The organism is Chryseobacterium sp. 'Rf worker isolate 10' (genome assembly GCF_050753305.1).
Classification (GTDB): domain Bacteria; phylum Bacteroidota; class Bacteroidia; order Flavobacteriales; family Weeksellaceae; genus Chryseobacterium.
Map to the genome: position 1 here is coordinate 271,617 of NZ_JBOZOF010000004.1, position 26,417 is coordinate 298,033.

Below are 26,417 nucleotides of genomic sequence, written 5' to 3' on the forward strand. Positions count from 1 at the left end.
CAAAGAATTTTTGACGGGGTGGTTTATACGCAGCAAACAATCAACTTTTACTACTCAATAAAAAAACTCGGCGGTTTCGAAGAAACCGCCGAGTTTTGTCTATATAAAATAGCTTATATTAAGCTAAAATTCTTTTTACAGCTTCTTTTACTGCAGCAGAATCAATTTTGTACTTTTTCATTAGTTCAGCAGGTGTTGCAGACTCTCCGAAAGTATCGTTTACTGCTACAAACTCCTGTTTTGTAGGTCTTCTTCTTGCAAGCATACCTGCAACAGATTCTCCTAAACCTCCAAGGTAGTTGTGCTCCTCAGCCGTTACAATCTTACCTGTTTTTTCAACAGATTTTAAAATGATTTCTTCATCAAGAGGCTTGATCGTGTGAATGTTGATAACTTCACAAGAAATACCTTCTTTCTCAAGCTCATCAGCAGCTACAAGAGATTCCCATACAAGGTGTCCTGTTGCAACAATTGTTACATCGGTACCTTCCTGAAGCATGATTCCTTTTCCGATTTCGAAAGGCATATCTTCCGGAATGAATACAGGAACTACCGGTCTTCCGAATCTTAAATATACAGGACCTTCAAAATCTGCAATGGCTAATGTAGCAGCTTTGGTCTGGTTGTAGTCACAAGTGTTGATCACTGTCATTCCAGGAAGCATTTTCATCATACCGATATCTTCAAGAACCTGGTGAGTTGCCCCATCTTCTCCTAACGTAAGACCTGCGTGAGATGCACAGATTTTTACATTTTTGTTAGAATAAGCGATAGACTGACGAATCTGGTCATATACTCTTGAAGTAGAGAAGTTAGCAAAAGTTCCTGTGAAAGGAATTTTTCCTGTAATGCTAAGACCTGCAGCAATTCCCATCATGTTCGCTTCTGCAATACCTATCTGAAAAAATCTTTCCGGTGCTTTTTCAATGAATTTCTCCATTTTCAAAGAACCGATAAGGTCTGCACAAAGTGCTACTACATTAGGGTTTTTGTCCGCCAGTTCTGCTAATCCTGCTCCGAATCCTGAACGAGTGTCCTTTTTTTCTGTATATGTATATTTCATTTTTATTGTATTAATCGAGATGTTAAGATATTAGTAATCAGCCGGAGCTTCTAGGTACAATTGCTTGAATGCTGTTTCCAACTGCTCATCATTAGGAGCTTTACCATGCCAAGCATGAGATCCCATCATATAATCTACCCCGTAACCCATTTCGGTGTGAAGAAGAATTGCTACCGGTTTCCCTTTTCCTGTTTCTGTTTTTGCTTTCTCAAGGATTGCAATAACAGCTTCAAGATCATTACCGTTCTTTTCTTCCAAAACAATCCATCCGAATGCCTCTAATTTGGCGTGAAGATTTCCTAAACTTAATACATCATCTGTATCTCCGTCAATCTGACGTCCGTTATAATCAATAGTAGAAATGATATTATCTACCTTTTTAGCAGAAGCATACATCAATGCTTCCCAGATCTGGCCTTCCTGAAGCTCACCATCTCCGTGAAGAGAGTAAACAAGAGACTGATCACCATCTAATTTTTTACCCTGAGCCACTCCAAGTGCTACAGAAAGTCCTTGTCCTAGAGAACCTGAAGCAATTCTGATTCCCGGAAGACCTTCATGAGTAGTTGGGTGCCCCTGTAATCTTGAATCTAATTTTCTGAAAGTACTCAGTTCTTCTACCGGGAAGAAACCGAATCTTGCTAAAGTAGAGTAGAATACCGGAGAAATGTGTCCGTTTGATAGATAAAAATGATCCTCATTTTTGCCTTCCATTGTGAAAGGAAGTTTATAGTTCATTACCTTTCCGTAAAGGGCTGTGAAGAACTCTGTACAACCTAAGCTGCCACCCGGGTGTCCTGAATTTACAGCATGAACCATTCTTAAAATGTCTCTTCTGATCTGCGTAGTAAGAGTTTTTAACTCTTCAATACTTTTACTCATTATATCTGATTTATTTGCATGCGAATTTACAATTTTTTACCGGCTTATGGAAATGCAAAAATCCGGATGTTAAAACCCGGATTTTGATTAATTTGAATATTTTCCCGCTTTTAACAGCCTTCATTCAGGTAAACGGAAATTTCTGTCACAATATTATTAACAAATTTAAAACTTAACAACGTTCCTGCCTGGCTGTCTTCAAGATTAAAATAACCGGTATCTTTAATTGGTTTGCCATTAGAATCCCAGTCCGGACGTACACTGAAGTTAGCATAATTTCTATAAGCATTGATCAGATCATCCCTTGTGCTTCCCACCCCGATTCCGCTTTTGGTCTTAAATTTTTTACTCGAAGTGGTCATATAGGTAATGGAAGGAACGCTTGGATTGGCTTCATTAATATAATTATCAAAAAGATCAATCTGGATGGTTTCTCCATTATATTTTACCAGATTCTTCTTTTCTCCGCCAGAGTTTATCAGTTTTGTTCCGGCTATCTTTTCAGCGTCAACCTTAGGCATGAAAACTTTAAAGGGCCCGATTCGTAATGTTGAGACTTCAAAATTTTCCTGAGCACTCATGAATCCAAATGTTAATGAAAACAGGAGAATTGAGATTGGTTTTTTCATAGTTTTTAAGTTTCTATTTTTTTTGTTTTGATAAATTTTGGAATGATGTTGATATTTTTCATGCCAAAGATAATCAAAACGAAAAGTCTATAAAATCAGTTATTTTACGGAAAAGAAAAAAAAGAAAAATATTTATTGATTGTGATGCTTTATAGTAGCAGGATCGTTGTTTTTTGCAAGAGAACTTTGCTTTTTTTTGAATTTTCATATGTGATAATTGGATTATTTTAACTAATTTTATAACTCCTGATTATTTGAATTATTAACCTTTAACTAATTATTCTTTGGTTTTTGGTCTTATTGTTTGAATTAATAAAAATTACATACCATTATATATGAAAATTAAACAATTATTTTATTTGGGGATATTTGTGATATCCATTTCCTCAGGGAAAGCCCAGGACTTTTTTACGGTAATCAGTGAAAGGTCTATCAAAGCAGATCCTAAAAACAGGACAGTACAGCCGGAAAAGTCAATGACCTATACATTGGACGTGGCTGGAATGAAAAGTTATTTTAATTCTGTTCCGGAATTGAAAGACAGTGATCATAAAGATAACGCTCCGATTATTGTTTTGCCAATGCCAGATGGTACGAAAGCAAAATTCAGAATCTGGAAATCATCTGTGATGGCTCCGGGATTAGCCAGTCAGTTTCCTCAGATCGTTACCTTTACAGGACAAGGTATCGATGATAAATATGCCACTATCAAATTGGATTTTACAGAACTGGGATTCCATGCTCAGATTAAATCTGTGGTAGCTGGTGATACTTATATTGATCCTTATGCAAAACTGGATGTCAACAATTATATTATTTACAAGAAAAGCGATTTAATTGATAAAAATCCTAGGTCTTGTGGAGTAAAAGATGAGGACGACACTCCACTGGGAAAAAAAAACGCTCAAAAAACCACAGCTCCAAGCGTAGGAACTCAAATTAGAGTTTTCAGGCTTGCTGTTGCGTGTACAGGAGAATATGCAGTAGCAGCAACGGGTACAGCTACTCCTACTGTTGCGCAGACACTTTCAGCCATTGTAACTTCTGTAAACAGAGTAAACGGAGTGTATGAGCAGGAAGTAGCGTCAAGATTAGTATTAGTGGATAACGAAGTAAATGTAGTATTTACCAATGCTACTTCAGATCCGTTTCTTGGAAATAATAATGCCAATACACTGATTAATGAAAGCCAGACTCAGATTGACTTATTGATAGGAAATGCCAATTATGACATCGGACATACCTTCAGTACCGGAGGTGGTGGATTAGCCGGATTAGGTGTAATCTGTAATAATTCAAATAAAGGAAGAGGAATAACAGGTTCACCTAACCCTGTGGGGGATCCTTACGATATTGATTATGTAGCCCATGAAGTAGGACATCAGTTTGGAGGTCCTCATTCCTTTAATGCAACTACAGGAAGCTGTGGGGGAGGAAACCGCAGTGCAGCCAATGCTGTAGAACCCGGAAGTGGTATTACGATTATGGCTTATGCCGGAATTTGTGGCAGCGTCAATAACCTTGCTGCCAATAGTATTGCTATTTTTCATACCAAATCATACCAGTCTATTACAACGAAAGTTCAGTCAACAACATGTCAGGTAACCATTCCTTCCAACAATTTTGCACCAACTGTAAATGCGGGAGGTGATTATACAATCCCTAAGAGCACACCATTTAGGCTGGAAGGATCAGCTTCAGATATAGACAACAACCCACTTACGTACTGCTGGGAACAGAATGATGTAGGCCCGGCAAGTGACTGGAATATTCCTACAGGAAATGCGGCTATATTCAGATCATTTCTGCCTGTAACAGTTCCTTACAGATATTTCCCGAAAATTACCGATGTGATCAATAATACAGTAACCAGAGGAGAAATTTTACCATCCTATGCCAGAACGATGGAGTTCAGACTGACTGTAAGAGATAATAACGCGGGTTGTGCAGGAGTTTCAAATGATGATGCAATCATTACTGTAGATGGAAACTCAGGACCGTTTACTGTAACAGCACCTACTACAGCAGTAAGCTGGGCAGGTAACTCTACTCAGACCATCACATGGAATGTAGCTAACACCACAGCATTTCCGGTGAATGCTGCTACTGTAAATATTTACCTTTCAACAGATGGAGGTCTTACGTATCCTACAGTAATTCTGGCATCCACACCGAATGATGGTTCTGAAACGGTTACCATTCCTAACGTCAATACGACACAGGCCAGAATTATGGTGGCTGCAGAGACAAACGTCTTCTATAACATTAATCCAATTAACTTTACCATTACCCAAACATTAGGTGTGAATGAAGCGGCAGCAAATAAAGATGTATTCGTAGTATATCCTAATCCAAGTAAAGGAATTCTGAATATTAAATTTGCCAACTCAAATGATGTATACGATATGACAGTATATGATGTAAGTGGAAAATTAGTATTCACTCAGGCTAATAATAAACTGAATCATGATAAAACAGGTACTTTTGACTTATCTCATTTGGTTAAGGGTGACTATGTGATCAAAGTGAAATCTAAAAACTTAGAGAAAGCAATCAAATGGATTAAAGAATAATCTATTCCATTGATTCCAATAAAAAGGCTGTCCTCCATTGAAGACAGCCTTTTTATTTATTTAGTAAAGATTAAACTACTCTTAAATGTTGTTTGTTTTTTACCAGCCACAGACCAATAAAGGTTAATAATCCGTTCAGAACAATCAGTTCTACCCCGATTTTATAGTCTGTATAAGTAGTAACAGACAGATTGATTAAATAAGTCAATACCGGTGCTAAAAGGGTAACTGCAAGAATGGAATATTTTCTTGAAATCTGAAACTTAGTAAAGATTCCAAAAGCAAACAGTCCAAGGAGCGGCCCATAAGTATATCCTGCAATTTCCATGATCAGATAAACGATAGATTTGTCGTTCAATGCTTTGAAAACCATGATCAGGATGAAGAAAACCACAGTGAAAGTCAAATGCACTTTCATACGAAGGCGTTTTTTCTCTTTTTCAGTTTTGGTTTTATCTTCATTAAGGTTTAATAAATCTACACAATATGAGCTTGTGACAGCTGTTAAAGCACCGTCAGCGGACGGGAATAATGCTGAAATCAGTCCGATGATGAAAATAACCGAAATAGCCATCGGGAAATATCCCTGAAGTGATAAAGCAGGAAAAAGGTCGTCTCCCATAATATTTTTAATATTTCCCGCAGAATCTTTAAATCCGAAAATATTGGTTACCGTTTCAGCGTTTAGAGTTCCATATTCTGCGCCGTGCTGCAATGCAAAAAGGTATAATAACCCTCCCAGGAATAAGAAGGCAAGGTTCACAATAAGAAGTGTTCCTGCAAAAGTCAGCATGTTTTTCTTTGAATTCTGAAGATTATCCACAGAGATGTTTTTCTGCATCATTTCCTGATCCAGACCTGTCATGGCAATCGTAATAAAAATTCCTCCCAAAATAGTTTTCAGGAAAAAGGTTTTGGAATTCGGATCAAAATTGATGAAATGCGTATAGTTTTTCTGCTCCAGAATGGTATAGGCTTCCCCAAATGATAAATTCAGGTTGGATAAAATATAAACAATACATGCTACAAGACTAATGATCATGAAAGATGTCTGCAGTGTATCTGTGATGACGATGGTTTTCACACCTCCTTCAAAAGTGTACAGAAGTACCATTAATAAAAGGACAAGAGAAGTTACCCAAAACGGAACTCCCAATCCTTCAAGTAAGAATATCTGTAAAACGTTAACAACCAGATATAATCTTGCAGTAGCCCCAATAGCTCTTGAAATAATAAAGAATATTGAGCCGATTTTATGCGCTTCTACATTGAATCTTTTTCCCAGATAGGTATAAATAGACGTCAGATTCATCTTATAGTAGAGTGGGAGCAATATTGCTGCCACAATAAAGTATCCAATGAAGAATCCGATCACCATCATATAATATTCGAAGCCTCCGTAAATATATTCTGAGCCGGTCATTTTTCCTACCGTTCCCGGAACGGAAATAAAAGTTACCCCGCTTAAGCTGGTTCCTATCATCCCGAATGCAACGAGCCACCATTTACTCTTTTTGTTACCGATAAAAAATGACTGGTTATCGGAATTCCGGCTGGTGAAATAAGAAATGACCAAAAGGCCGATAAAATAGATGAAAACAAATAGCAAAAGGATAGTTCCTGGATTCATGCTTGATTTTTAAATTTTAGCAAATATATAAAAAAGATCAGTCGTGAATCATGAATTTAAAATCCTGTTAGTTTTAAAACAAATTGTAATTATTAATTTACTTTTAATCAATATTTTATATCAAAAATAAAAACCTTCCAGAGAGATCTCTGAAAGGCTTGTATGGTAAGGGTGTTATAGGACGATTAATTCACTAAAACATCCTGAAGTTCCTCACTTTTCTGAAAACTTGCCTTAGCAAAAGGACAGAGGGGAATAATCTTCTTGTCATTTTTTCTGGCAAAATCTACTGCTGCCAGAAGCATTTCCTTGCCTACACCTTTTCCGTTGTAAGCTTCTTCCACCTCGGTGTGGTCTATAATAAATCTTTCTTCTCCGGCCCAGGTATAGGTCATCATTCCTGCGCGTCTTCCATCTATGAAAGCTTCAAAACTTCCGTGTTTCTCGTCGTTGTTTTGTTTTACTTCGATCATGTTATGAGAATTTAGTTAGTATTTCTATGTCGTTGGTTAATATTTTATGAACTGGGCATGCATCAGCAATGGTGTGCAGTCTTTTGAGCTGCTCATCATCCAGAATTCCTTCAAAGCCGATGTCTCTTTTGAAAACTGCTCTTTTTGTTAATGGAAAATTTTCAAGCTCTACCTCTACATGAATGTTTTCCACATCCCATTCCTTTCTTTCAATATACATTCTTAAGGTAGCTGCTGTACAGCTTGCCAGTGATGTAGCCAGAATTTCCATGGGATTAAGACCTTTGTTTTGTCCGCCTTTATCAATCGGTTCATCCGTAATGATCTTATTTTCTCCGGCAGTTACTTCTGTATAATATTTTGTTTTTCCTAAACTTGCTTTTACTGTTACCGCCATTATTTTGCTGTATTGAATTTATAACTTAATGCACCTGACGGGCATAGATCTATCTGATTTTTAAGTTCTTCAGGACTTGCGTTTTCTGCTTTTATCCAAGGTCTGTCTTTAGGATTGTAGACTTTTGGAAGTGTTTTTACACATATGGCAGAATGGATACATTTCTGGGGCTGCCAGATGACAGTGATGTTTCCGTTAGGATATTCGTGTGTTTCCATATCAATTTTCTTTTAATGTTTTTTCGATTCTTCTGTCGGGAATCAGCCATATAAGAGCCACTAGATAATAAAAACCTATGGCAATATAAGGATAAAAAAATGAAGTAGCGATTCCCAGGACATAAAATACAATAGAGATATATTCCTTATATTTTGAATGAATGGCCTCTTTCAGCTTTGAATCTTCTCCCTCGCACCGGATGATCACATGCTCCAGAATCGTGTAAGCAATGGCGGACATAATGAGTCCGATACCATATACTGCAACTGGGTTTTCGGCGAAATTCGTAGTTCCGATCCATTCTGTAGCAACAGGCATTAGGGAAAGCCAGAACAGAAGGTGAAGATTGGCCCAAAGAATGCTTCCATTGACTTTCTTTACGGTCTGAAACAGATGATGATGATTGTTCCAGTAGATTCCTACATAAATAAAACTGAAAATATAGGCCAGAAATTTAGGAAGGAGAGGTTTGAGGCTGGCCCAGCTATTTCCTTCCGGTACTTTCAGTTCAAGTACCATGATGGTGATGATAATAGCAAGGACACCATCACTGAACGCCTCCAGTCTTCCTTTATTCATTTACTGTACCTGATTTTTAAAGTTCTGTATTTTACCTTTCAGCTCATTCAGCATATCAGGATTAATCACTCCGCTTTCCAAATCAAAATTCTCGTAAAACTTCGATAACGAAAAAGTATCCTTGATATCTGCTGCAAACTGTGGGAAAAATGTCTTGGCTGTATTCATCACATTTCCGCCGCCATAACCTCCTGGAGAGGTACTCATCAGAAGCATTGGTTTATTCTGGAAAACTTTTACATTGATCCTTGAAGACCAATCAAAAACATTCTTAAAAGCCGAACTGTAAGAACGGTTGTGTTCTGCAAGGGAGCAGATAATCACATCACATTCTTCAATAGCTTTCAAAAACTGGTGGGCTTCATCCGGAAAGCCTTTCTTTTCAAGGTCTACAGAGAAAACGGGCATCGTGAAATCGTTGAGGTCGATCAGATTGATTTCCTCTTCCTGAAAATCTTTCAGTACAAATTTTACGAGTTCTCTGTTGATGGAAGTAGAAGATGTACTTCCGGCAAATGCTAATATTTTCATGTTTGATAATCTGAACTGAAATTATTTTCTGTTTAAAATAGCCTTAGGAAGCGGAACATATTCGTTTTCATCGCCCGGAACCAAAGGAAATGCTTCGTGATTCTGGTCATTCCAGTTTACTTTTGCCTGATCAATCAATTCTTTATCAGAATTAACGAAATTCCAGAATATAAAACGTTCTTCATCAAATGGCTCGCCTCCAAAAAGATAAACTGTTCCGTTTTCGCTCATATCGAATTCGCAAAGCTTGGTGTCTTTAGCAATCATCAACTGTTTTGAGCCATAAGAATTTCCTTCTGTGGTAACAGTTCCATCCAGAACATACATGGCTGCTTCTCCATAAAGATCTTTCCCGATGCTTATTTTCTTAGCTTCTTTTGTTTTGATCTCAATGAAAAATAACTTGCTATGTACCGGAACTGCAGATGATCTTCCAAATGCTTCACCAGCAATTAATTTATACTGAATGCCATCTTCTTCCCAAACCGGAATTTCATCCGCTTCAATATGGTGAAAAGTAGGCTCAGACTGTTCAAGATGCTTTGGAAGACCTACCCAGATCTGAAATCCGTGAAGTCTTTTATCAGTATGTCTTAAATATTCAGGAGTTCTTTCTGAATGTACAACCCCTTTTCCGGCAGTCATCCAGTTCACAGCGCCCGGTTTTATTTCTATAGCGCTTCCAATGCTGTCTCTGTGGAAAATAGAACCTTCCAACAGATATGTTAACGTAGATAAGCCGATATGCGGATGGGGAGGAACATCAAGATTCTGATAATCTTTTAATTCTGAAGGCCCCATGTGGTCAATAAAAACGAAAGGACCAACGGCTCTTTTCTCACGGAAAGGAAGGAGTCTTCCTACCAGGAAATTTCCGATATCCGCTGCTTTTTCTTCTATGATAAGTCCAATATTTGACATGATAATGTGATACTTTTTAAAATGTTATTTAAATAAACTGATGAGTTCTGATGAAGATTTAAAGTTTGTCATATCCTTCAAATTTCTCATCTACGATGCGTTTCCATTCGGGATGTTTCTTAATAAAAGCGAAAACATAAGGACAGAATGGAAGAAGTTTTTTTCCGCTTTCTTCAATATAATTCAGGGTTTTCTCTACTACCGCAGCCGCTGCACCTGTTCCCGCCAGTTCAGGATCTGCTTCAGTGTGTACCAAAGCGATCTGATGCGATGTCTCACGGTAATCTATGAATGCATAATGTCCGTTGAATTCTATTTCAAATCTTTTTTCGGCTTTTACGAGAGGTATATTTTCAAATTCCGGTTTCATACTATTTTACGTTAAGGTGTCTGTTTTTCTTCAATAAACAGAATTAAAAGACAAACCTTCCAGATTGTCAAAACCTGGAAGGTTTGCCATTATATAAAGTTAATAAAAAAAGGAATAATCAAAGATTAAGATAAATTTAATTCTTTTAATCTTCCAGATATCCGAATTTTCCTGTGTTAAAATCTTCGAAAGCCTGCATAATTTCTTCTCTGGAATTCATTACGAAAGGTCCATGAGGATAAATAGGCTCGTTAATAGGTTCCCCGCTGATGATCAAAACAACAGCATCTTCTTTTGCTTCGATGGTGAATGCTTCCCCTTCATTTTTAAACAGGGCAAAGTGATCTGCTTTAACGGCTTCTTCTCCGTTTATGATTACATTTCCTTCAATGACCAAAGCTGCAGTATTGAAATGGGCAGGAAAATTAAATTCCGCTTTTCCTCCTGCTTTTAGTTTTGCATTCATCATATGAACCGGAGTAAAAGTGCTTGCAGGTCCTTTGTGATCATTATATTCTCCGGCAATCACTTCTACGTAACCATTTTCACCTAGATCCACTCTTTCCATTTTAGAGTTTTCAATAGCCTGGTATTTCGGGCAGCTCATTTTATCTTTTGCAGGAAGATTCACCCAAAGCTGAACCATCTGAAAAATACCTCCTTCTTTTGCCCATTCTGTTTCATGATATTCTTTGTGGAGAACCCCTTTGGCAGCAGTCATCCACTGAACATCACCTTCTCCAATAACACCTCCGCCGCCAGCGCTGTCATGATGTTCTACTTTTCCGTTATACGCTATGGTTACGGTTTCAAAACCTCTGTGCGGATGCACTCCCACACCTCTTGGTGTGTCTGATCCATTGAAATGAAACTTCGAATTGTAATCCAGCATAATGAACGGATCCATTCTTTTCATATCCAATCCAGGTACTCCCGGAATGAAATTGTGAACCCTGAATCCGTCGCCTACAAAGTGCGCAGGTTTTGGAGATACTACGATTTCTATTTTTTTAGTTGCCATCACATTGTTGATTTATATAAACAAAATTACCATTGTTATATGCGAAAAGCATTGATCTGTGTTAAGTTCGTAGCAAGTGTTGAATACAGAAAAGGAGAAAAGATGAAATTGTGATTTGATGTGCTTAATCTTCTTTTGATTTCATATTTTTTCCATCTGAGATATGCAGTCTTCTGAAAACAAATCCCGACAAAATCGTTAAAATTCCTACCGTGAGGAAAGTGTATCGGAACGCGTTGTGAATTTCTCCATTAATAAGATCTGTGTTTTCAAACAGTTTTAAAACAATCAGTCCAAATGCAATTCCAAAACCGATAGCCAGCTGCTGATTGACGGAAATTAAAGAATTTCCGCTGCTGGTCTGAAAATTTCTCAAGTCAGCAATAGAAATAGTGTTCATCGAGGTGAACTGTATAGAGTTGAAAAAACCTAATATTGCAATAATTGGAACAAACCAATATAAAGAAGTGTGTATATCAGGTATGGCAAGAAGACAGATGAGTGTTCCAATAATGAATGTATTCACCATCAAAGTCTGACGATAGCCGTATTTATCCAGAATTTTAATAACAGATGATTTTCCGAAGATGGCCGTTAAAGCCATTGGAGCAATGATCCAGCCCGAAGTTACAGCTGACTGTTTGTAAGCAATCTGGATCATCAGCGGAAGCAATAACGGAACAGAGCTGATTCCTAATCTGGTGGCAAGGTTTCCTACGATCCCAACACGGAAAGTTCTTACCTGAAAAAGGTTTAAAGGAAAAATAGGATGTCCTCCCTTTTTAGCATGTTTGTAGTAATAATAAAGAAATAAGAAACCAAGAATAAACACTACAAGAACCGGAGTAATATTCTGCATATCTCCAAAAAGTTCCAGAGAAACGGAAAGCAGGAGAGAGGCTGCAGCGAAAATTAAAAATCCTTTTAAATCAAAATCAACATTATCGGATTTGTAATTGGGCATGAATTTTAATCCTAAAAGAATTCCCAAAATACCAATAGGAATGTTGATCAGAAAGATCCAGTGCCACGAAAGATAGTCTACCATATAACCTCCCACTAATGGACCCAATACAGGACCGATAAGGGCTGGAATAATAGCAAAGTTCATGGCTTTGAGCAGTTCATTTTTGTCAAATGTTTTAATCAGTGCCAGCTTTCCGACAGGGGTCATAAGACTTCCTCCAACTCCCTGGATCACTCTTGAAATAACCAAATGGGTGAGATTTTGAGACATGGAGCAAAACAACGAGCCTAAACTGAACAGTACCAATGAAAAAATGAACACCTTTTTTGTTCCGAATCGGTCTGCCAGAAATCCACTTGCAGGCATGAAGACTGCTAATGTCAGAACATAACTGATAATGGCGTTCTGCATGTTAAGCGGAGACTCTTTTAGATCTCTTGCAATAGAGGGCAATGAAGTATTCAGAATGGTGGAATCCAGCATTTGCATAAAAATAGCGGTAGCCAGAATAAGGGGAAGTATTTTCTTTATGGGGGTTTGTTGTGTGTTTGCTTCTGTCATTTGGTGTAGGCTGGATAGTACAAAGACTTCCAGACTTATTTTTATATGAAGAGCCTGCTTGCTTTAAGCAGGTTAATCTTTAGATAAAGAAATCCATATAAAATTAAAAAAGTCCTGCGAGATTTCACAGGACTTTTTGATTTATTTTCTAGGTTTTTCTACTCCTTTCCATTCGTCACCGGCTTTTCTGTACTGACTTAAGGTAAAAGTTTTGAAATCCTTTGTTTTGTATTCGATGTTATCGGTATTCTGTTCAAACGGCATGATGTAATAGTATTCGATATCCGTTTTGTCAGATTTGTTTCCTTTTTTTACAGAAGGAACATATTTCGAGAATTTGTAGCTTGGGAGATACTGCTTCAGTCTTGTGTAGAAAGCTTTGTCGTCTTTTTCGCTAGGGATGATATCCACAATGTTCAGATCATCTTTTTTCTTATCTACCCAAAGGTAATAGGTCTTCTCTTCTCCTATATTTCTGTTGAATGAGTTGAAAGCAAACAGTTCTTTCGGAACCAGCTCTTTAATCTTTTCAGGATCCACCTTTGTGTAGAATTGTCCTTTAGAAGGATCTACATACGTTTCAAGATTGTACATCAAAACAGAATTGTTTTCAAAATTCTTATTTTTAAAATATTGATTCAAAGATAATTCTGCAGTTGCTCTCAGTTCTTTACCTCTTGCATCCAGTTTTTTCGTTGGATTCTGAGGATTTACATATTTTACAAACTCATATAAAACGACAGGTTTTATGTCCTTAAGGTGAGGATACGTTTTCAGCTGCTCTGCTTTTACAAGCCAATAGAATTGTTGATAGTAGTCATCTTTATCTGCATCTTTCACACTCTTATAAGCTAAAGCAAGCTTTTTTGAATTCAGATATTTGCCGTATTTTCCCTGTCCAAAAGCAAAACTTATGGATAATAAGACAAATAAAACAGTAAGGTTTCTTCTCATTTTTTTATAATTGATATTTTCGTTTTCCAAATATAATTATTTATTAGATATTATTTTGGATTGTCAGTTAAATTATGCTATATTATTATCGTTAATTCAAGAAAAAATCCTGTATTGCTACAGGATTGATAAATTATAACTGAGGGAGTTAGATGTTTGAATGAGAAAAATATACATGTCAATAACGAATTTTGCTTTACAAGTGAATGGTCAATAGTGAATTTTTGCTTCGTATGTGAATATTAAACTCATAATCTCGAAACCCCGAATCACGCAACAAATTCATAAGCGCAGCGGATTGACGATTGACTATTCATCAGTTTTCCTCTCTAATACGAAGTTTCATGCACCTTCACTGCTCTTCCACTTGGATCATTCATTTTTTTGAATGCTTCATCCCATTCTAAAGCAATAGGAGTGGAGCAGGCTACAGACGGAACTGATGGAACGGTAGCGGCGGCTGTTTCACTTGGGAAATGTTCTTCAAAAATAGTTCTGTAACGGTATTCTTCTTTGTTCTGAGGGGTGTTGAGCGGGAACCTGAATCTTGCATTGGCCATCATTTCATCCGTCACTTCTTTTTCTGCAACTTCTTTTAACGTATCGATCCATGAATATCCTACACCATCTGAAAACTGTTCTTTCTGTCTCCAGACAATAGAGTCTGGAAGCATATCTTCAAAAGCTTTTCTCAATACCCATTTTTCAATTTTTCCTTCAGCAGTATTGATCATTTTATCTTGAGGATTAATAGTCATCGCGATATCCATAAATTCTTTGTCAAGGAAAGGTACTCTGCCTTCAATACCCCAGCTCATCAGGGCTTTGTTGGCTCTTAAGCAGTCATACAAGTGAAGTTTACCCAGTTTTCTTACGGTTTCATCATGGAATTCTTTTGCGTCAGGAGCTTTGTGGAAATATAAATATCCTCCGAACAATTCATCAGAACCTTCTCCTGAAAGAACCATTTTAATCCCCATAGATTTGATGACTCTTGCTAAAAGATACATTGGGGTAGATGCTCTGATAGTCGTTACATCATAAGTTTCAAGGTGATAAATGACATCACGTATTGCATCCAGTCCTTCCTGAACGGTAAAATTAACTTCATGGTGAACAGATCCGATGTGTTCTGCAGCTTTTTGAGCGGCGGCCAGATCGGGAGAACCAACCAATCCTACTGCAAAGCTGTGAAGCCTTGGATACCATGCTTCCTGTGTATCACCACTTTCAACTCTCTGGCGGGCAAATTTTGCAGTAATTGCTGAAATAACAGATGAATCCAAACCTCCGGAAAGAAGTACTCCATAAGGAACATCACTCATCAGCTGTCTGTGAACAGCGTCTTCAAGACCTTTTCTGAGTTTTGAAATGTCGGTTGTATTTTCTTTTACATGATCAAAGCTGTCCCAGTCTCTTGTATACCATTGTTGAAGTTCAGCTCCGTCCGGGCTGTACATCAAATGTCCTGGCAAGAAGGTATCTATTTTTTTACAGATGCCTTCAAGAGCTTTTAATTCTGAAGCAACATAGTAGTTTCCGTTTTTATCCCAGCCCTGATAAAGCGGGCAGATTCCCATATGGTCACGAGCGATAAGATAAATATCGTTTTCAGTATCATATAATGCGAACGCGAAAATCCCGTTCAGTTTTTCAACAAAATCTTTTCCGTATTTTCTATAAAGTGCAAGAATCACTTCACAGTCAGATTGAGTCTGAAATTCATAATCCGGAAATTCTTCTTTGAGTTCTCTATGGTTATAGATTTCACCGTTTACAGCTAATACTACTTTTCCGTCTTTTGTAAATAAAGGTTGTTTTCCAGAGGTAGGATCTACAATGGCTAGTCTTTCATGAGAAAAAATTACTTTCTCGTCCTGAAAAACTCCACTCCAATCCGGTCCTCTATGACGGATTTTTTTTGACATTTCCAATACCTGAGGTCTTAATACTTCAGTTTTTTGTTTGGCGTCAAATAAACATACAATTCCACACATGATTTCTTATTATTTATGGAACAAATGTATGGGTGATGTTTATAAATGACAATAAAAAATATTTAAATGCGAAAAATTTTAATCAATTAATATTTTAAAGTTAAAAATTTTAACTATTTATTGAGATTAGCAGGTGTTTGATTAATTTTTTTCGTTGAGCTGAAAATAGAAAAACTTCTATACGAAATAAAAATGACATATTTATTAATCTATGGTAATTAATTATATAAATTTTACCCCTTACTTTGTGGCTCGAAATAATTTTTTTTCATCATTTGTGTTTTTACCTTCTTGCAATTCTCATGCAAGAAGGTTTTGTTTTTATTGGACTCCCAGTAATGTTCCCGAAACATTCCATGAGCTGAAGCTTGTTCCTTCTGTAGGTCCCTGCGGAATTTTTATCTGTATGATATGTTTCCCGGCTTTCAGATCTCCAAGAGGAATGAAATTAGGATTGGTAACTGTTCCCGGACACCAGTTTGATCTGCTGAGGTCTGATGATGAAAGCCCGTCCGGGAAATTTCCTGAAGCTGGGTTGTATAAACGGTATGAACCGCAGTCTGTTCTCCACGGGACAAATGAAAATACGGGATTTCCGTCAACCAAAATAGAATTAGCTTTTGGAACGAATTCGTCTCCGTTTTCCCAGCCGCCATGTCCTGTTGTGGTATATCTCAGCTGTGCATTTTCCACATCTTTGCTTAAAGTGAAATTGACAAGAAGACCTTTGTCCTGATTAAACATAGTAGAATAGTCCTGTCCTGCCATTTCCATAATATTTAAAGTATTAAACAAAGGAATGGCTATATTGTTTTTATAAATATTCTGATCGCTTTTATGGATGGTAATATCAAGGCTCACTTTATGTCCGCCTTTATCATAGTTACCAATAAATGCACCTACCCAAAGTTCTTTTCCTGATAAAGCAGGTTTCAATTCTGTGATATCCTGTCTGTAGGGACTGATCGTCTGCCAGTTTTTTCCTTTAAGCTGAATATGGTTGAATTTCTGAATACCAAAAGCCGTAAAGAATCTCATCATTTCCATAGCAGGGCTATAGCTGTCGGTAGTTGTTACTCCGTAATATTGTTTTCCATTCCCATTTTCGTAGACAGGAAGTGTTTTTGCGCCTTTCTCCAATCCATCAAAAAAAGACTTTTCTTTATCCTGCGGAATAAAAAATACAGTTCCTGTTCTGTCATAGGCATCACCATTCGACTGTTGTTTCAGTTCTGCAAAAATATTTTCACCTTCTGTAATCGCAGGGAATTTTACTTTTTTAAGAATGATAGTTCCGTTGGCATATCTTTTAATTTGGTCGTCGGATTTTGAGGCATCAGAGAAATTGATGGTTTCATTTTCAAAAACATTCAAAGTGGTAAATCTGCTTTTCCAAAGTAAATCTTTGTATCCCAGCTGATCTGTTGTTTGTATGTTTCCTTTTACAATATTTTCAATTCCGGTATTCTTAATTTTTTTGATTGATCCGGCTGTAATTAAAGAGTTTTTATTTCTTTCCACTTCGAGAACCAGTCCTAAATTCTGTCCCAGAACAGAAGGTCCGCCCTTCAACTTCAGATCATTCGTATACCAGACTTCAATGGTGTTTGAATTGACCTTTGTAACAGCCTTTTTACAGTTATATCCTAAGATTTTTTTTGTTTCGTTGGTAAGCTCAAAGTCTTGTTTTCCAATGGACTCGGCGTCTGATGCTGAAATAATTGATCCCGGCTTTAAGAAAGCATAAGAAACAATAGTATTGGATGGTTTTTCAACCTTAGTAATCTCATAAGGGTAGCTGCTTTTTTGTTCTTTGATTGTACTGTTGAGAATGAAATTTTCTTTCTCATTCACCCAAACAATCGTGGAGGGCTGATCTGTTATAGCTTTTCCGTTATAAGAGCTGGTGTACTGAATTTCATATGTCTGTGCAGAAAACAGACAGTATAAGAAAACAGCCAGAAAATTGAAAACAATTCTTGTATGCATAAATAAATGAGTTTGCTGCAAAGTTATTCTAAACTTTTTACAGCATCAATACGGTTTTAATCTATATAGTTAGTAGACAATAAATTTGAAATGTTACAAAAATTGTTACATTTTTTCGGAAAGGTTTTAAAAACAAAAAAACTACTCCAAAAGATAGAGTAGTTTTTTGTATTGTTAATTGGGTTTAGATTAAGAAACTCTCTCAATCAAAGCCATATAGAATCCGTCATAACCTTCGCTAGGCATTACTTTTTCATCTTTAATCATTTTGAATCCAGGATTGTTTCTGATGAATTCATCTACCTGCAGATTATTTTCAGATGGAAGAATAGAACATGTAGCATATACCATTTTTCCTCCTTTTTTTAACATTTTAGAGTAGTCCTGAAGGATTTGTTGCTGTTCTTTTTTAATTCTGTCAATAAAGTCCTGATCAATTTTCCACTTACTGTCCGGGTTTCTCTTCAAAACTCCAAGACCTGAACATGGCGCATCAATCAACAGTCTGTCTGCTTTTTCATGAAGACGCTTGATCACTTTGTTGTCGGAGATCATACGGGTTTCAATATTGTGTGCTCCAGCTCTTTTTGCACGACGCTTCAATTCAGCAAGTTTCCATTCGAAGATATCTAATGCTACGATCTGGCCTTTGTTTTTCATTAATGCCGCTAAGTGAAGTGTTTTTCCTCCTGCTCCAGCACATGCATCCACAACTCTTTGCCCTTCTTTTACATCAAGGAAATACCCGATTTTCTGAGAAGACGCATCCTGAACTTCAAATAATCCTTCTTTGAAAGCTGTAGTAAGGAAAACATTCTTCTTTTCTTCCAGCTGAACAGCATCAGGATAATTTTTGATAGGAAAAGAAACAACACCCTCATCAGAAAGATCAGAAATAAGTTCTTTGGTTGTTGTTCTTAAAGAATTAGCTCTTAAAACTGTAGGAGCCTGCTCATTCAAAGCTGTCATTTCTCTTTCCCAGTTGGCACCTATTTCTTTTTCAAGAGTTTCAGCCAGCCATTCAGGAATAGAGTGTTCTATTGCTTTTGTAGGAACAGTATTCTTTTTAAGTTTAGTAAGAATGTCAGCAATTTTGATTCCGTCAAATTCTTCAAATTTTTTATAATTGGTTTTACTCCAAAGTAAATAGGCAATAATCAGTTTGTAGATATTGTTGGGCTTTACCCCTTCACCCATATAGTATTCAAGGCGTTTTTTCCAACGGATAATATTGTAAAAAATTTCAGAAACAACAGCTCTGTCCTGGCTTCCCCATTTTCTGTTTGCTTTCAAAAGTCTTTCAATAACTTTATCTGCATATTTGTTTTTCTCAAAAAATGTCTCCTGTAAGGCATCGTGAATTCCGATTGCCAAGTTTCTGTGAATAAGTTCCATAAGTTTGCTTCGCTGTTTGAATCTGCAAAAATACGACTTTTAATTGAGAGTTGAAGATTGAGTTGGAGAGTTTGGGAATTGGAGGAGTTTAGAGTAAGGGAGTAATGTGAGCTTATATTATTGATACAGGGTCAATCTGTTTATTGATTTTTTAAATGGTAGAAATAAATTTTAATGCTGAATTTGTAAAGATTTTCCGAATATTTATATTTTTTTATTTGTTGACAATAGTCTTTCACTTTAAAACGAATAAACCTGTGTTTTTGCTTAATGAAAAATATTTACTAACAAAAGATACACTGTTCATTACTATACTTTATTTTCTTTGCAGCAAGTTTATTTAATTTGTATTAATTCACAATATTGTGTAAAATTAATGTATGCTTATTATCTACTATACTGAACTTTATCTCTTGACTTCAACCTCCAAAAAGCTCTACCTTTGTAAAAAATAAGAATATGAGTGATACAGTACTTTGTCCAAAATGCAGCTCCGAGTTTACATATCCGAGCGATAATATGATGGTATGTTCCCAGTGTTTCTACGAATGGGATCCTGCAGAAGCAGCTTCTGAAGCAGCAAATGAAGGAAAAATATTGGATTCAAACGGAAACGAGCTTCAGGATGGAGATTCGGTAGTTGTTGTAAAAGACCTTCCTGTAAAAGGAGCTCCCAAACCGGTAAAAGCTGGAACAAAAGTAAAGAATATTCGTCTGAGACCTGGAAGTGATCACAATATTGACTGTAAAATTGACGGTTTCGGGGCAATGGCGCTTAAGTCAGAGTTTGTAAAGAAAGCATAAGAAAACATTGTTTTTCTTATGTCCTAAAAATAAGAAAAGGAAAAGATTGGACAGTGTAATCTTTCATAAGACTTAATTGCAAGATTGCTAATGTCCGTCTGGAAGGCAGAAAGAGAAATAACCAAAAATTTCCTTAAGCTTTTGTGGTACAAATGTAAGAAAAAGTTTGAATAACGGATTCTTACATTTGTATTTTTTTTATAGATAAGTGTAAGGAAATGTATAAGTTATGTAATGAATGGAAAAAAGGAAAAATCCAATTTGTAATAATGACTTACTTTCGCAGTCTTTAGATAAATGAAATATTTACAGATCCGGACATTCTCTCATCTGTATAGATAACAAGTTCTTTCTCCTTTGCTCTTAGTTTATTCCAATAATAATTTCCTGCAAATCTACTTTCCAGAACTTCAGCTTCGAAACCGGTTTCTGTGATTTTGATTTCTTTAGGGTAGAAAGAAAATTTCGGAAGCTGAAACTCTTCTGCTTCGGTTTCGCTGAAAATATTCACTTCTCCGAATAATTTCGCAACATAAGAGTTGTAAGGATTTCTGTAGGTTTCTTCCGGACTGTCATTTTGAATCAGTCTTCCATTTTGCAGAATAACAATCTGATCCAGCCATGGCATGATATCCTGAAGTTCGTGAGTAGAGATAATTAAAGAAACCCCATGCTGTTTTACATATCTGAAAAGTCTTTCTCTAAGCTCAATTTTTCTCGGAAAATCCAGATTACTGAACGGTTCGTCTAAAATCAGGAGTTTTGGAAGTACAGATAATGCTCTCGCAATAGCCACTCTCTGCTGCTGCCCGCCACTTAAATATTTCGGAAGTACATTCGCAAATTCCTGAAGCCCCACCACTTCAAGAAGTTCTGTTACGGTTTCTTTTTTTTGTTTTAAATTGATATTAGAAATAAATTTTCCTACGTTTTCGGCAACCGTAGCGTAAGGCATAAGATCAAAATTCTGTGCTACGGATTTCATTTCCGGTTCTCCGGGAACAAGATTTCCTTTCGGTCCCAAAAGCTTTGTTCCGTTAAAAATAATCTCTCCGCTTTCCCAATCCAAAAGACCATAAATAAGGTTGAGAAGAGTGGATTTTCCGCATCCGCTTTCCCCGGCAAGAGCTATGATTCTGTTTTCTTCAAACCTTAGGTTAAGGTTCTGAAACAGGGGATTTTCTTTGTTGTGAGAGAAAAATAAATTGTTTATTTCTAATAGCATATTACAAATGTAAGGTTTTTATGAAAACATAATTTTTTTTATTATATTAGCGGAACTAATAAAAATAAATCAAAAATGAGAAAAAAACTGTTTTCATTAGCTATTCCTGCTTTATTCGTTGCTGCTGTAATGGTTTCTTGTAAAAAAGACAAACCGCTTACCAGTGAGAGTAATGAGGTGGCGACTACCAGAGAAGGTAGTCAGTTCACTTTGGATACGCTAAACAGTAAGGTTGAATGGAAGGGATATAAAGTATTTAAATCTGAAAATACGAGCCATTTTGGAACAATCAAGTTTGAAAGTGGAGATGTGACGGTGAAAGACGGAAAACTGGAAAGCGGAAAATTCGTTGCTGATATGAATTCTTTAACTTCTGTGGACTTGAAAGACAGTCCTGAAGATTTAGGAAAATTAAATGGCCACCTGAAGAGCGGTGATTTCTTCGAAGTTGAAAAATTCCCGACAGCTTCTTATGAGATTACAAAGGTTACTCCGGCTACAGAAGGTGATTACAATACTCTTTTGGATGGTAATTTAACCATTAAGGGAATTACAAAACCCGTTCAGTTTAAAGCTAATGTTTCTGTGAAAAATGGAGAGGTGAGTGTAGCTACTGAACCGAAAGATATCAAGAGAGAAGAGTTTGGAGTGAAGTTCCAGGCTCCTGCTGAAAACGGTGTGATTAAAGACGAGGTGACTCTTCAGATCAGCGTTAAAGCTTTAGAAAAGAAATAATTTTTTTATTTAAGTGAAATAAGTGATTGAAGTCTGCCTCCCGAAAAAGAGGCAGATTTTTTTATGACGGACTTATTATTCAACTTAAAATCGTATTTTTGCAAAACATTTTGAAAGGGTAAAATAATGATAGAAAAGATAGAAGAACTACTGGTCGAAGTAAACGGCTTCAATGCTACCTCTAAGGAAGATATCGAAAGCTTCCGAATCAAGTACAACGGTAAAAAAGGTGTTCTTAATGATTTTTACGAAACATTAAAAGAAGTTCCTAACGACCAAAAGAAAGATTTCGGACAGAAGATCAACACCTTGAAACAGGCAGTTGCTGTAAAACTGGAGGATTTGAAAAATGCTTCAGAGTCTTCTGTTGTGATAGAAAAAGAAGATCTTACAAGACCTGCTTTTCCATTGGAATTGGGATCAAGACATCCGATCAATCTTGTAAAAAACAGAATTATTGAAATCTTCAAATCTATTGGTTTTGCGGTAGCAGACGGACCGGAGATTGAGGATGACTGGCATAACTTTACGGCACTTAACCTTCCGGAATATCATCCGGCAAGAGATATGCAGGATACATTCTTTATTGAACAGAATCCTGATATTCTTTTAAGAACGCATACTTCTTCCGTACAAACCCGTTATATGGAAGAAAACCAGCCGCCAATCAGAATTCTATCTCCGGGAAGAGTTTTCAGAAATGAAGCAATTTCTTCACGTTCTCACTGTATCTTCCATCAGATTGAAGGATTATATATTGACGAGAATGTAAGCTTTGCAGATTTGAAGCAGACGATCCAGTTTTTTACGACTGAACTTTTCGGAAAATCTAAAATCAGAATGAGACCTTCTTTCTTCCCGTTCACAGAGCCAAGTGCTGAGATTGATGTGTATTGGGGATTAAACTCTGAAACAGATTATAGAATTACGAAAGGAACAGGATGGCTGGAAATCATGGGTTGCGGAATGGTAGACCCTGCCGTACTGAAAAATGTGAATATTGATTCTGAGAAATATTCAGGATATGCATTCGGGATGGGTATTGAAAGAATTACCATGCTTCTTTACCAGATGAGTGACATCAGAATGTTCTTCGAAAATGATATCAGAACACTGGAACAGTTCAAAACACTATAAAAAATCAAACCTCCGGAGCTCCGGAGGTTTTTTGTTTTTAATTACTGACCTAAGAAACAAAACGTAATTAAAAACTGATCTTATTGAAAAATTTACACGTGTCTGTTTCTTATGCCTATACTTTGGATCAACCGCTGTCGAAATGAAGTATTGACATGCTGCAGCTCTCTGTCTGCCTCTATAATTAAGACAATCAATATTAACATTCTATTACATTGAACATAAAAAAAACCTGTAAAAACTTACAGGTTGTATCTTTAAAAACTTATGATTGTTATTTGCTGAATTTTAAAGGGTATTTTACGTTTTTGTAATCATCAATACTTGCTTTCAGTGAGCCTACCGCAAGTTCTGCTTTCAATAGCATAGGAACATGGTTGGCATCATTGGAAACCCACATGGTTACGCCTTCTTTTTCTTTGAATACTCTTCCGCTCTTTACAGATGGAATAATCTTTAAACAGTTGATGGTTCCGAATTTTGTCTTTAAATTTTCTGTACCAGTTACTTTCAGCTGGAAAGGAAACATTTCATCGTCAATCCATACATTCATATTGATGACGGTTCCTACTTTCAATTCATCCGGGCTTTTACTTCTTAAATAATAAAAACAGGAAAGCATATCCTGAACTCCTTTTACCGATTTTAAAACCTTAGAACCATTGGCTGGAGTTTTTTTATCTGTTAATATTAAAGTATTGTTATCGTGATTAAAAACCGTTTCAAAATGCTGGCGGTAGCTCCCCTCACGTACATTTCGTACATAGAAACTTGGTAATCCGGTCTGTGTATTGATGAAACTTTCATATAAATCTTCCACTTTGAAGAATGCTTTTACGGCACCTGTAGTCTGCCCTGTACCTTTTACATACAGGTGGGGAACTCCTTTATAATTGGTCTGTTTTGTAGTAAGGTTGGCTGTTCCTGCATTCAGGAAGCCATAGTGGATTCTAAGAGTGATGGATTCGCCGTCCGCGATGTTATCAATCTGGGCTGAGCCTAAAAAGAATATAAATACTGCAAAAAGGACTAAAATTTTCTTCATAACAAGACATTTACAAAAACACTGCCAAATTTAAAAACTTAATTAATAGATATTTGACAAATCTCAGGTTTTTATTTAGAATCAATTAAATATGCTTCGCATTAAAATTAGTAAATTTGCAGTTACATGTATAATTAAATTATCTTAAAGATTATGATAACCACTGATATATTGATCATAGGTGCGGGACCTACAGGACTTTTTGCAGTTTTTGAAGCTGGTTTATTAAAAATGAAGTGCCATATTATTGATGCGCTTCCACAACCGGGAGGGCAGTTAGCGGAACTTTATCCTAAAAAACCTATTTTCGATATCCCTGGTTATCCTTCAGTGAATGCTGGAGAATTGGTGGATAATTTGATGGAACAGATCAAACAGTTTCAGCCTGGATTTACTTTGGGAGAAACAGCTGTTTCCTATACAAAAGTAGATGATGAGTGGTTTGAAGTGATCACGAACAAAGGAACTGTTCACAGATGTAAAGCAATTGCAATTGCAGGTGGACTGGGAACATTTGAACCTAGAAAACCTACTTTCGACAATCTTGCTGATTATGAGGAGAAAGGTCTTGAATATTTTGTGAAAGAACCTGAGCATTTCAGAAATAAAAAAGTAGTGATTGCCGGAGGAGGAGATTCTGCTTTGGACTGGAGTGTTTTTCTTTCAAACGTTGCAAGTGAAGTGACTTTGATCCACAGAAGAAATGAATTCAGGGGAGCTTTGGATTCTGTAGAGAAAGTTCAGGATCTGAAAAACCAGGGGAAAATTAAATTAATTACGCCTGCAGAAGTTACCGGTATTAAAGGTGACGGAAAAGTAGAAGCCATCACTGTAGAAGTGGAAGGGCAGGAAGCTTACGATATTGAAACTGATTATTTCATTCCTTTATTCGGATTGACACCAAAATTGGGTGAGATCGGAAACTGGGGACTGAATATCGAGAAAAATGCTATTGTTGTAAACAATGCTCTTGATTATCAGACTAACATTGATGGTATTTATGCTATCGGGGATATCAATACATATCCTGGAAAACTGAAGTTGATCCTTTGTGGTTTCCACGAAGCGACTTTAATGTGTCAGAGTGTTTATAACAGATTAAATCCAGGTAAAAAATTCGTGTTAAAATATACAACCGTAAGTGGAGTAGACGGATTTGACGGAAGCCGTAAAGAAGCAGAGAAGGCAGTTGTGAAAAAAATTGACTAATTTTGCAGAATTATGTCAGACGTTAATATTAAAATCACCGACAGAGAAGGTGTAACCCACGATGTCGTAGCTCCTACGGATATGTCCATGAACTTAATGGAAATTATCCGTTCCTATGAATTGGCAGAAGAAGGTACTATTGGTGTATGCGGAGGAATGGCGATGTGTGCTTCATGCCAGGTATATGTAATTAATGATCCCGGTTTGGAACCGATGGGAGATGAAGAAGATGCCATGCTGGCTGAAGCTTTCCATGTGAAAGACAACAGCAGATTGGGATGTCAGTTGCATATTGCTGATGCCATGGAAGGGCTCGAAGTGGAAATTGCTCCTTATCCTTAGAAAATATTTTTTAATCTTAATAAGAAACCCGTCCGGATTTTCCGGACGGGTTTTTTCTTTTTATAAAAGCTTTACAGTTTAAATCTCCTCCTTAGAAATCCACTTTCCAACTGTAGGAGCCTGGTAATTTCTCATCTTTTCCAACAGATCTTCAATAGTATCACTAATCAGCAGCATGTCTCTGTTTATTTGTTTTAAAAATCCTTTGTCCACCATGGTCTGAACCAGTTTGATCAGATCATCATAAAATCCGTCAATGTTTAAAATTCCGATTGGTTTTTTGTGAAGCCCGAGCTGTGCCCATGTGATCATCTCGAAAAGTTCTTCCAGTGTTCCGTAACCGCCTGGTAAAACAATCACTCCATCGCAGAGTTCATTCATTTTGGTCTTTCTTTCATGCATCGTTTCCACAATGATGAGATCTGTCAGATTTTTGTGGGCAATTTCTTTGGTCTGTAAAAACTGGGGCAGGACTCCGATTGCCTTACCTTTTTCACTTAAAGCACCATTAGCTACTGTTCCCATTAACCCGGTTTCCGAACCGCCATAAACCAATTGTATATTTTGTTTTGCTAGGATTTGCCCCAGCAAAAATGCCTGTTCTTCGTAAATTTTATCTGTGCCGAAACTTGAGCCGCAGAATACGGTTATACTTTTCATTGTATAAGATTTGTTTTTTTATTCTATTGTTTAGATGTTTCGACAAGCTCAGCATGACACTATTGAAAATTTATCTCTAAAAAAAATCATTAGTATTAGCGATGTCATA

The 26,417-nt window shown here is 36.7% G+C and carries 26 protein-coding genes; 6 read left to right on the plus strand and 20 right to left on the minus strand.

All coding sequences use genetic code 11. From position 1 onward, the window contains the following. Nucleotides 1-118: 118 nt before the first annotated feature. The 3 genes from LKL37_RS19170 to LKL37_RS19180 form a co-directional block, all read right to left on the minus strand. On the minus strand, nucleotides 119-1,063 hold the full coding sequence (locus tag LKL37_RS19170) for a transketolase family protein (RefSeq protein ID WP_431612047.1): 945 nt from the start codon (nucleotides 1,061-1,063) through the stop codon (nucleotides 119-121). A 30-nt stretch (nucleotides 1,064-1,093) separates the two neighbouring features. Beyond that, nucleotides 1,094-1,978 (minus strand): transketolase, encoded by an 885-nt coding sequence (locus tag LKL37_RS19175; protein ID WP_228406948.1) that lies wholly within the window; start codon nucleotides 1,976-1,978, stop codon nucleotides 1,094-1,096. 77 nt (nucleotides 1,979-2,055) lie between these two features. After that, entirely contained in the window at nucleotides 2,056-2,574 is a 519-nt protein-coding gene (locus LKL37_RS19180) for a hypothetical protein (protein WP_431612048.1), read from the minus strand. Between the two features lie 335 nt (nucleotides 2,575-2,909). Here LKL37_RS19180 and LKL37_RS19185 point away from each other — a divergent pair, with 335 nt between their 5' ends. After that, entirely contained in the window at nucleotides 2,910-5,147 is a 2,238-nt protein-coding gene (locus LKL37_RS19185) for a reprolysin-like metallopeptidase (protein WP_431612049.1), read from the plus strand. Nucleotides 5,148-5,217: 70 nt separating this feature from the next. Here the strand turns inward: LKL37_RS19185 and LKL37_RS19190 are convergent, their stop codons facing one another. The 14 genes from LKL37_RS19190 to LKL37_RS19255 form a co-directional block, all read right to left on the minus strand. After that, on the minus strand, nucleotides 5,218-6,777 hold the full coding sequence (locus LKL37_RS19190) for a sodium:solute symporter (protein ID WP_431612050.1): 1,560 nt from the start codon (nucleotides 6,775-6,777) through the stop codon (nucleotides 5,218-5,220). Between the two features lie 185 nt (nucleotides 6,778-6,962). Then, nucleotides 6,963-7,250 (minus strand): GNAT family N-acetyltransferase, encoded by a 288-nt coding sequence (locus tag LKL37_RS19195; RefSeq protein WP_171006298.1) that lies wholly within the window; start codon nucleotides 7,248-7,250, stop codon nucleotides 6,963-6,965. 1 nt (nucleotide 7,251) lies between these two features. Continuing rightward, complete coding sequence (locus tag LKL37_RS19200; protein ID WP_431612051.1) at nucleotides 7,252-7,647, minus strand: OsmC family protein; 396 nt, start codon at nucleotides 7,645-7,647, stop codon at nucleotides 7,252-7,254. After that, nucleotides 7,647-7,865 carry a (4Fe-4S)-binding protein gene (locus tag LKL37_RS19205; RefSeq protein WP_431612052.1) on the minus strand — a complete coding sequence of 73 codons (219 nt, stop codon included), beginning with the start codon at nucleotides 7,863-7,865 and terminating at the stop codon, nucleotides 7,647-7,649. The genes LKL37_RS19200 and LKL37_RS19205 overlap by 1 nt, the downstream gene beginning before the upstream one ends. 1 nt (nucleotide 7,866) lies before the next feature. After that, nucleotides 7,867-8,445 (minus strand): TMEM175 family protein, encoded by a 579-nt coding sequence (locus tag LKL37_RS19210; RefSeq protein ID WP_431612053.1) that lies wholly within the window; start codon nucleotides 8,443-8,445, stop codon nucleotides 7,867-7,869. Beyond that, nucleotides 8,446-8,976 (minus strand): NADPH-dependent FMN reductase, encoded by a 531-nt coding sequence (locus LKL37_RS19215; protein ID WP_431612054.1) that lies wholly within the window; start codon nucleotides 8,974-8,976, stop codon nucleotides 8,446-8,448. Between the two features lie 21 nt (nucleotides 8,977-8,997). Next, complete coding sequence (locus LKL37_RS19220) at nucleotides 8,998-9,897, minus strand: pirin family protein (RefSeq protein WP_431612055.1); 900 nt, start codon at nucleotides 9,895-9,897, stop codon at nucleotides 8,998-9,000. Nucleotides 9,898-9,955: 58 nt separating this feature from the next. Next, nucleotides 9,956-10,267 (minus strand): GNAT family N-acetyltransferase, encoded by a 312-nt coding sequence (locus LKL37_RS19225; protein WP_431612056.1) that lies wholly within the window; start codon nucleotides 10,265-10,267, stop codon nucleotides 9,956-9,958. A gap of 145 nt (nucleotides 10,268-10,412) precedes the next feature. Continuing rightward, entirely contained in the window at nucleotides 10,413-11,288 is an 876-nt protein-coding gene (locus LKL37_RS19230) for a pirin family protein (protein ID WP_431612057.1), read from the minus strand. 124 nt (nucleotides 11,289-11,412) lie between these two features. Next, nucleotides 11,413-12,816, minus strand: coding sequence for an MFS transporter (locus tag LKL37_RS19235; protein WP_431612058.1), 1,404 nt, complete (start codon nucleotides 12,814-12,816; stop codon nucleotides 11,413-11,415). A 141-nt stretch (nucleotides 12,817-12,957) separates the two neighbouring features. After that, on the minus strand, nucleotides 12,958-13,800 hold the full coding sequence (locus tag LKL37_RS19240) for a hypothetical protein (RefSeq protein ID WP_431612059.1): 843 nt from the start codon (nucleotides 13,798-13,800) through the stop codon (nucleotides 12,958-12,960). A gap of 299 nt (nucleotides 13,801-14,099) precedes the next feature. After that, nucleotides 14,100-15,767, minus strand: a complete 1,668-nt coding sequence (gene asnB / locus LKL37_RS19245) for an asparagine synthase B (protein WP_431612060.1) — start codon at nucleotides 15,765-15,767, stop codon at nucleotides 14,100-14,102. A gap of 321 nt (nucleotides 15,768-16,088) precedes the next feature. After that, nucleotides 16,089-17,756, minus strand: a complete 1,668-nt coding sequence (locus LKL37_RS19250) for a GLPGLI family protein (RefSeq protein WP_431612061.1) — start codon at nucleotides 17,754-17,756, stop codon at nucleotides 16,089-16,091. A gap of 189 nt (nucleotides 17,757-17,945) precedes the next feature. Further along, nucleotides 17,946-19,151, minus strand: coding sequence for an RsmB/NOP family class I SAM-dependent RNA methyltransferase (locus tag LKL37_RS19255; protein WP_431612062.1), 1,206 nt, complete (start codon nucleotides 19,149-19,151; stop codon nucleotides 17,946-17,948). 459 nt (nucleotides 19,152-19,610) lie between these two features. Here LKL37_RS19255 and LKL37_RS19260 point away from each other — a divergent pair, with 459 nt between their 5' ends. After that, a complete protein-coding gene (locus tag LKL37_RS19260; protein WP_047373671.1) occupies nucleotides 19,611-19,955 on the plus strand; it encodes a zinc ribbon domain-containing protein YjdM in 345 nt (114 codons plus the stop codon). A 289-nt stretch (nucleotides 19,956-20,244) separates the two neighbouring features. On the opposite strand, the gene LKL37_RS19265 is transcribed toward LKL37_RS19260, so the two are convergent. Next, nucleotides 20,245-21,180 (minus strand): ABC transporter ATP-binding protein, encoded by a 936-nt coding sequence (locus LKL37_RS19265; RefSeq protein ID WP_431612063.1) that lies wholly within the window; start codon nucleotides 21,178-21,180, stop codon nucleotides 20,245-20,247. A gap of 75 nt (nucleotides 21,181-21,255) precedes the next feature. Here LKL37_RS19265 and LKL37_RS19270 point away from each other — a divergent pair, with 75 nt between their 5' ends. Both LKL37_RS19270 and pheS read left to right on the plus strand, forming a co-directional pair. Next, entirely contained in the window at nucleotides 21,256-21,915 is a 660-nt protein-coding gene (locus tag LKL37_RS19270; RefSeq protein WP_431612064.1) for a YceI family protein, read from the plus strand. 126 nt (nucleotides 21,916-22,041) lie between these two features. Then, nucleotides 22,042-23,052 (plus strand): phenylalanine--tRNA ligase subunit alpha, encoded by a 1,011-nt coding sequence (pheS, locus tag LKL37_RS19275; RefSeq protein ID WP_431612065.1) that lies wholly within the window; start codon nucleotides 22,042-22,044, stop codon nucleotides 23,050-23,052. 274 nt (nucleotides 23,053-23,326) lie between these two features. On the opposite strand, the gene LKL37_RS19280 is transcribed toward pheS, so the two are convergent. Next, nucleotides 23,327-24,097 (minus strand): DUF3108 domain-containing protein, encoded by a 771-nt coding sequence (locus tag LKL37_RS19280; RefSeq protein ID WP_431612066.1) that lies wholly within the window; start codon nucleotides 24,095-24,097, stop codon nucleotides 23,327-23,329. Nucleotides 24,098-24,250: 153 nt separating this feature from the next. On the opposite strand from LKL37_RS19280, the gene LKL37_RS19285 reads away from it, so the two are divergent. Further along, entirely contained in the window at nucleotides 24,251-25,306 is a 1,056-nt protein-coding gene (locus LKL37_RS19285; RefSeq protein ID WP_034697025.1) for an NAD(P)/FAD-dependent oxidoreductase, read from the plus strand. A 12-nt stretch (nucleotides 25,307-25,318) separates the two neighbouring features. Beyond that, nucleotides 25,319-25,648, plus strand: a complete 330-nt coding sequence (locus tag LKL37_RS19290) for a 2Fe-2S iron-sulfur cluster-binding protein (protein WP_034697026.1) — start codon at nucleotides 25,319-25,321, stop codon at nucleotides 25,646-25,648. Nucleotides 25,649-25,726: 78 nt separating this feature from the next. Here the strand turns inward: LKL37_RS19290 and LKL37_RS19295 are convergent, their stop codons facing one another. Further along, nucleotides 25,727-26,308 (minus strand): TIGR00730 family Rossman fold protein, encoded by a 582-nt coding sequence (locus tag LKL37_RS19295; protein WP_431612067.1) that lies wholly within the window; start codon nucleotides 26,306-26,308, stop codon nucleotides 25,727-25,729. Between the last annotated feature and the right edge of the window lie 109 nt (nucleotides 26,309-26,417).

Bases quoted from the DNA above. Each gene is read 5' to 3' on its own strand.
- LKL37_RS19290 (WP_034697026.1), top strand. From the start codon at position 25,319: ATGTCAGACGTTAATATTAAAATCACCGACAGAGAAGGTGTAACCCAC.
- LKL37_RS19255 (WP_431612062.1), bottom strand. From the start codon at position 19,151: ATGGAACTTATTCACAGAAACTTGGCAATCGGAATTCACGATGCCTTA.
- LKL37_RS19265 (WP_431612063.1), bottom strand. From the start codon at position 21,180: ATGCTATTAGAAATAAACAATTTATTTTTCTCTCACAACAAAGAAAAT.
- LKL37_RS19200 (WP_431612051.1), bottom strand. From the start codon at position 7,647: ATGGCGGTAACAGTAAAAGCAAGTTTAGGAAAAACAAAATATTATACA.
- LKL37_RS19250 (WP_431612061.1), bottom strand. From the start codon at position 17,756: ATGCATACAAGAATTGTTTTCAATTTTCTGGCTGTTTTCTTATACTGT.
- LKL37_RS19280 (WP_431612066.1), bottom strand. From the start codon at position 24,097: ATGAAGAAAATTTTAGTCCTTTTTGCAGTATTTATATTCTTTTTAGGC.
- LKL37_RS19225 (WP_431612056.1), bottom strand. From the start codon at position 10,267: ATGAAACCGGAATTTGAAAATATACCTCTCGTAAAAGCCGAAAAAAGA.
- LKL37_RS19230 (WP_431612057.1), bottom strand. From the start codon at position 11,288: ATGGCAACTAAAAAAATAGAAATCGTAGTATCTCCAAAACCTGCGCAC.
- LKL37_RS19210 (WP_431612053.1), bottom strand. From the start codon at position 8,445: ATGAATAAAGGAAGACTGGAGGCGTTCAGTGATGGTGTCCTTGCTATT.
- LKL37_RS19285 (WP_034697025.1), top strand. From the start codon at position 24,251: ATGATAACCACTGATATATTGATCATAGGTGCGGGACCTACAGGACTT.
- LKL37_RS19180 (WP_431612048.1), bottom strand. From the start codon at position 2,574: ATGAAAAAACCAATCTCAATTCTCCTGTTTTCATTAACATTTGGATTC.
- LKL37_RS19260 (WP_047373671.1), top strand. From the start codon at position 19,611: ATGAGTGATACAGTACTTTGTCCAAAATGCAGCTCCGAGTTTACATAT.
- LKL37_RS19195 (WP_171006298.1), bottom strand. From the start codon at position 7,250: ATGATCGAAGTAAAACAAAACAACGACGAGAAACACGGAAGTTTTGAA.
- LKL37_RS19170 (WP_431612047.1), bottom strand. From the start codon at position 1,063: ATGAAATATACATATACAGAAAAAAAGGACACTCGTTCAGGATTCGGA.
- LKL37_RS19270 (WP_431612064.1), top strand. From the start codon at position 21,256: ATGAGAAAAAAACTGTTTTCATTAGCTATTCCTGCTTTATTCGTTGCT.
- LKL37_RS19220 (WP_431612055.1), bottom strand. From the start codon at position 9,897: ATGTCAAATATTGGACTTATCATAGAAGAAAAAGCAGCGGATATCGGA.
- LKL37_RS19185 (WP_431612049.1), top strand. From the start codon at position 2,910: ATGAAAATTAAACAATTATTTTATTTGGGGATATTTGTGATATCCATT.
- LKL37_RS19235 (WP_431612058.1), bottom strand. From the start codon at position 12,816: ATGACAGAAGCAAACACACAACAAACCCCCATAAAGAAAATACTTCCC.
- LKL37_RS19190 (WP_431612050.1), bottom strand. From the start codon at position 6,777: ATGAATCCAGGAACTATCCTTTTGCTATTTGTTTTCATCTATTTTATC.
- LKL37_RS19215 (WP_431612054.1), bottom strand. From the start codon at position 8,976: ATGAAAATATTAGCATTTGCCGGAAGTACATCTTCTACTTCCATCAAC.
- pheS (WP_431612065.1), top strand. From the start codon at position 22,042: ATGATAGAAAAGATAGAAGAACTACTGGTCGAAGTAAACGGCTTCAAT.
- asnB (WP_431612060.1), bottom strand. From the start codon at position 15,767: ATGTGTGGAATTGTATGTTTATTTGACGCCAAACAAAAAACTGAAGTA.
- LKL37_RS19205 (WP_431612052.1), bottom strand. From the start codon at position 7,865: ATGGAAACACACGAATATCCTAACGGAAACATCACTGTCATCTGGCAG.
- LKL37_RS19295 (WP_431612067.1), bottom strand. From the start codon at position 26,308: ATGAAAAGTATAACCGTATTCTGCGGCTCAAGTTTCGGCACAGATAAA.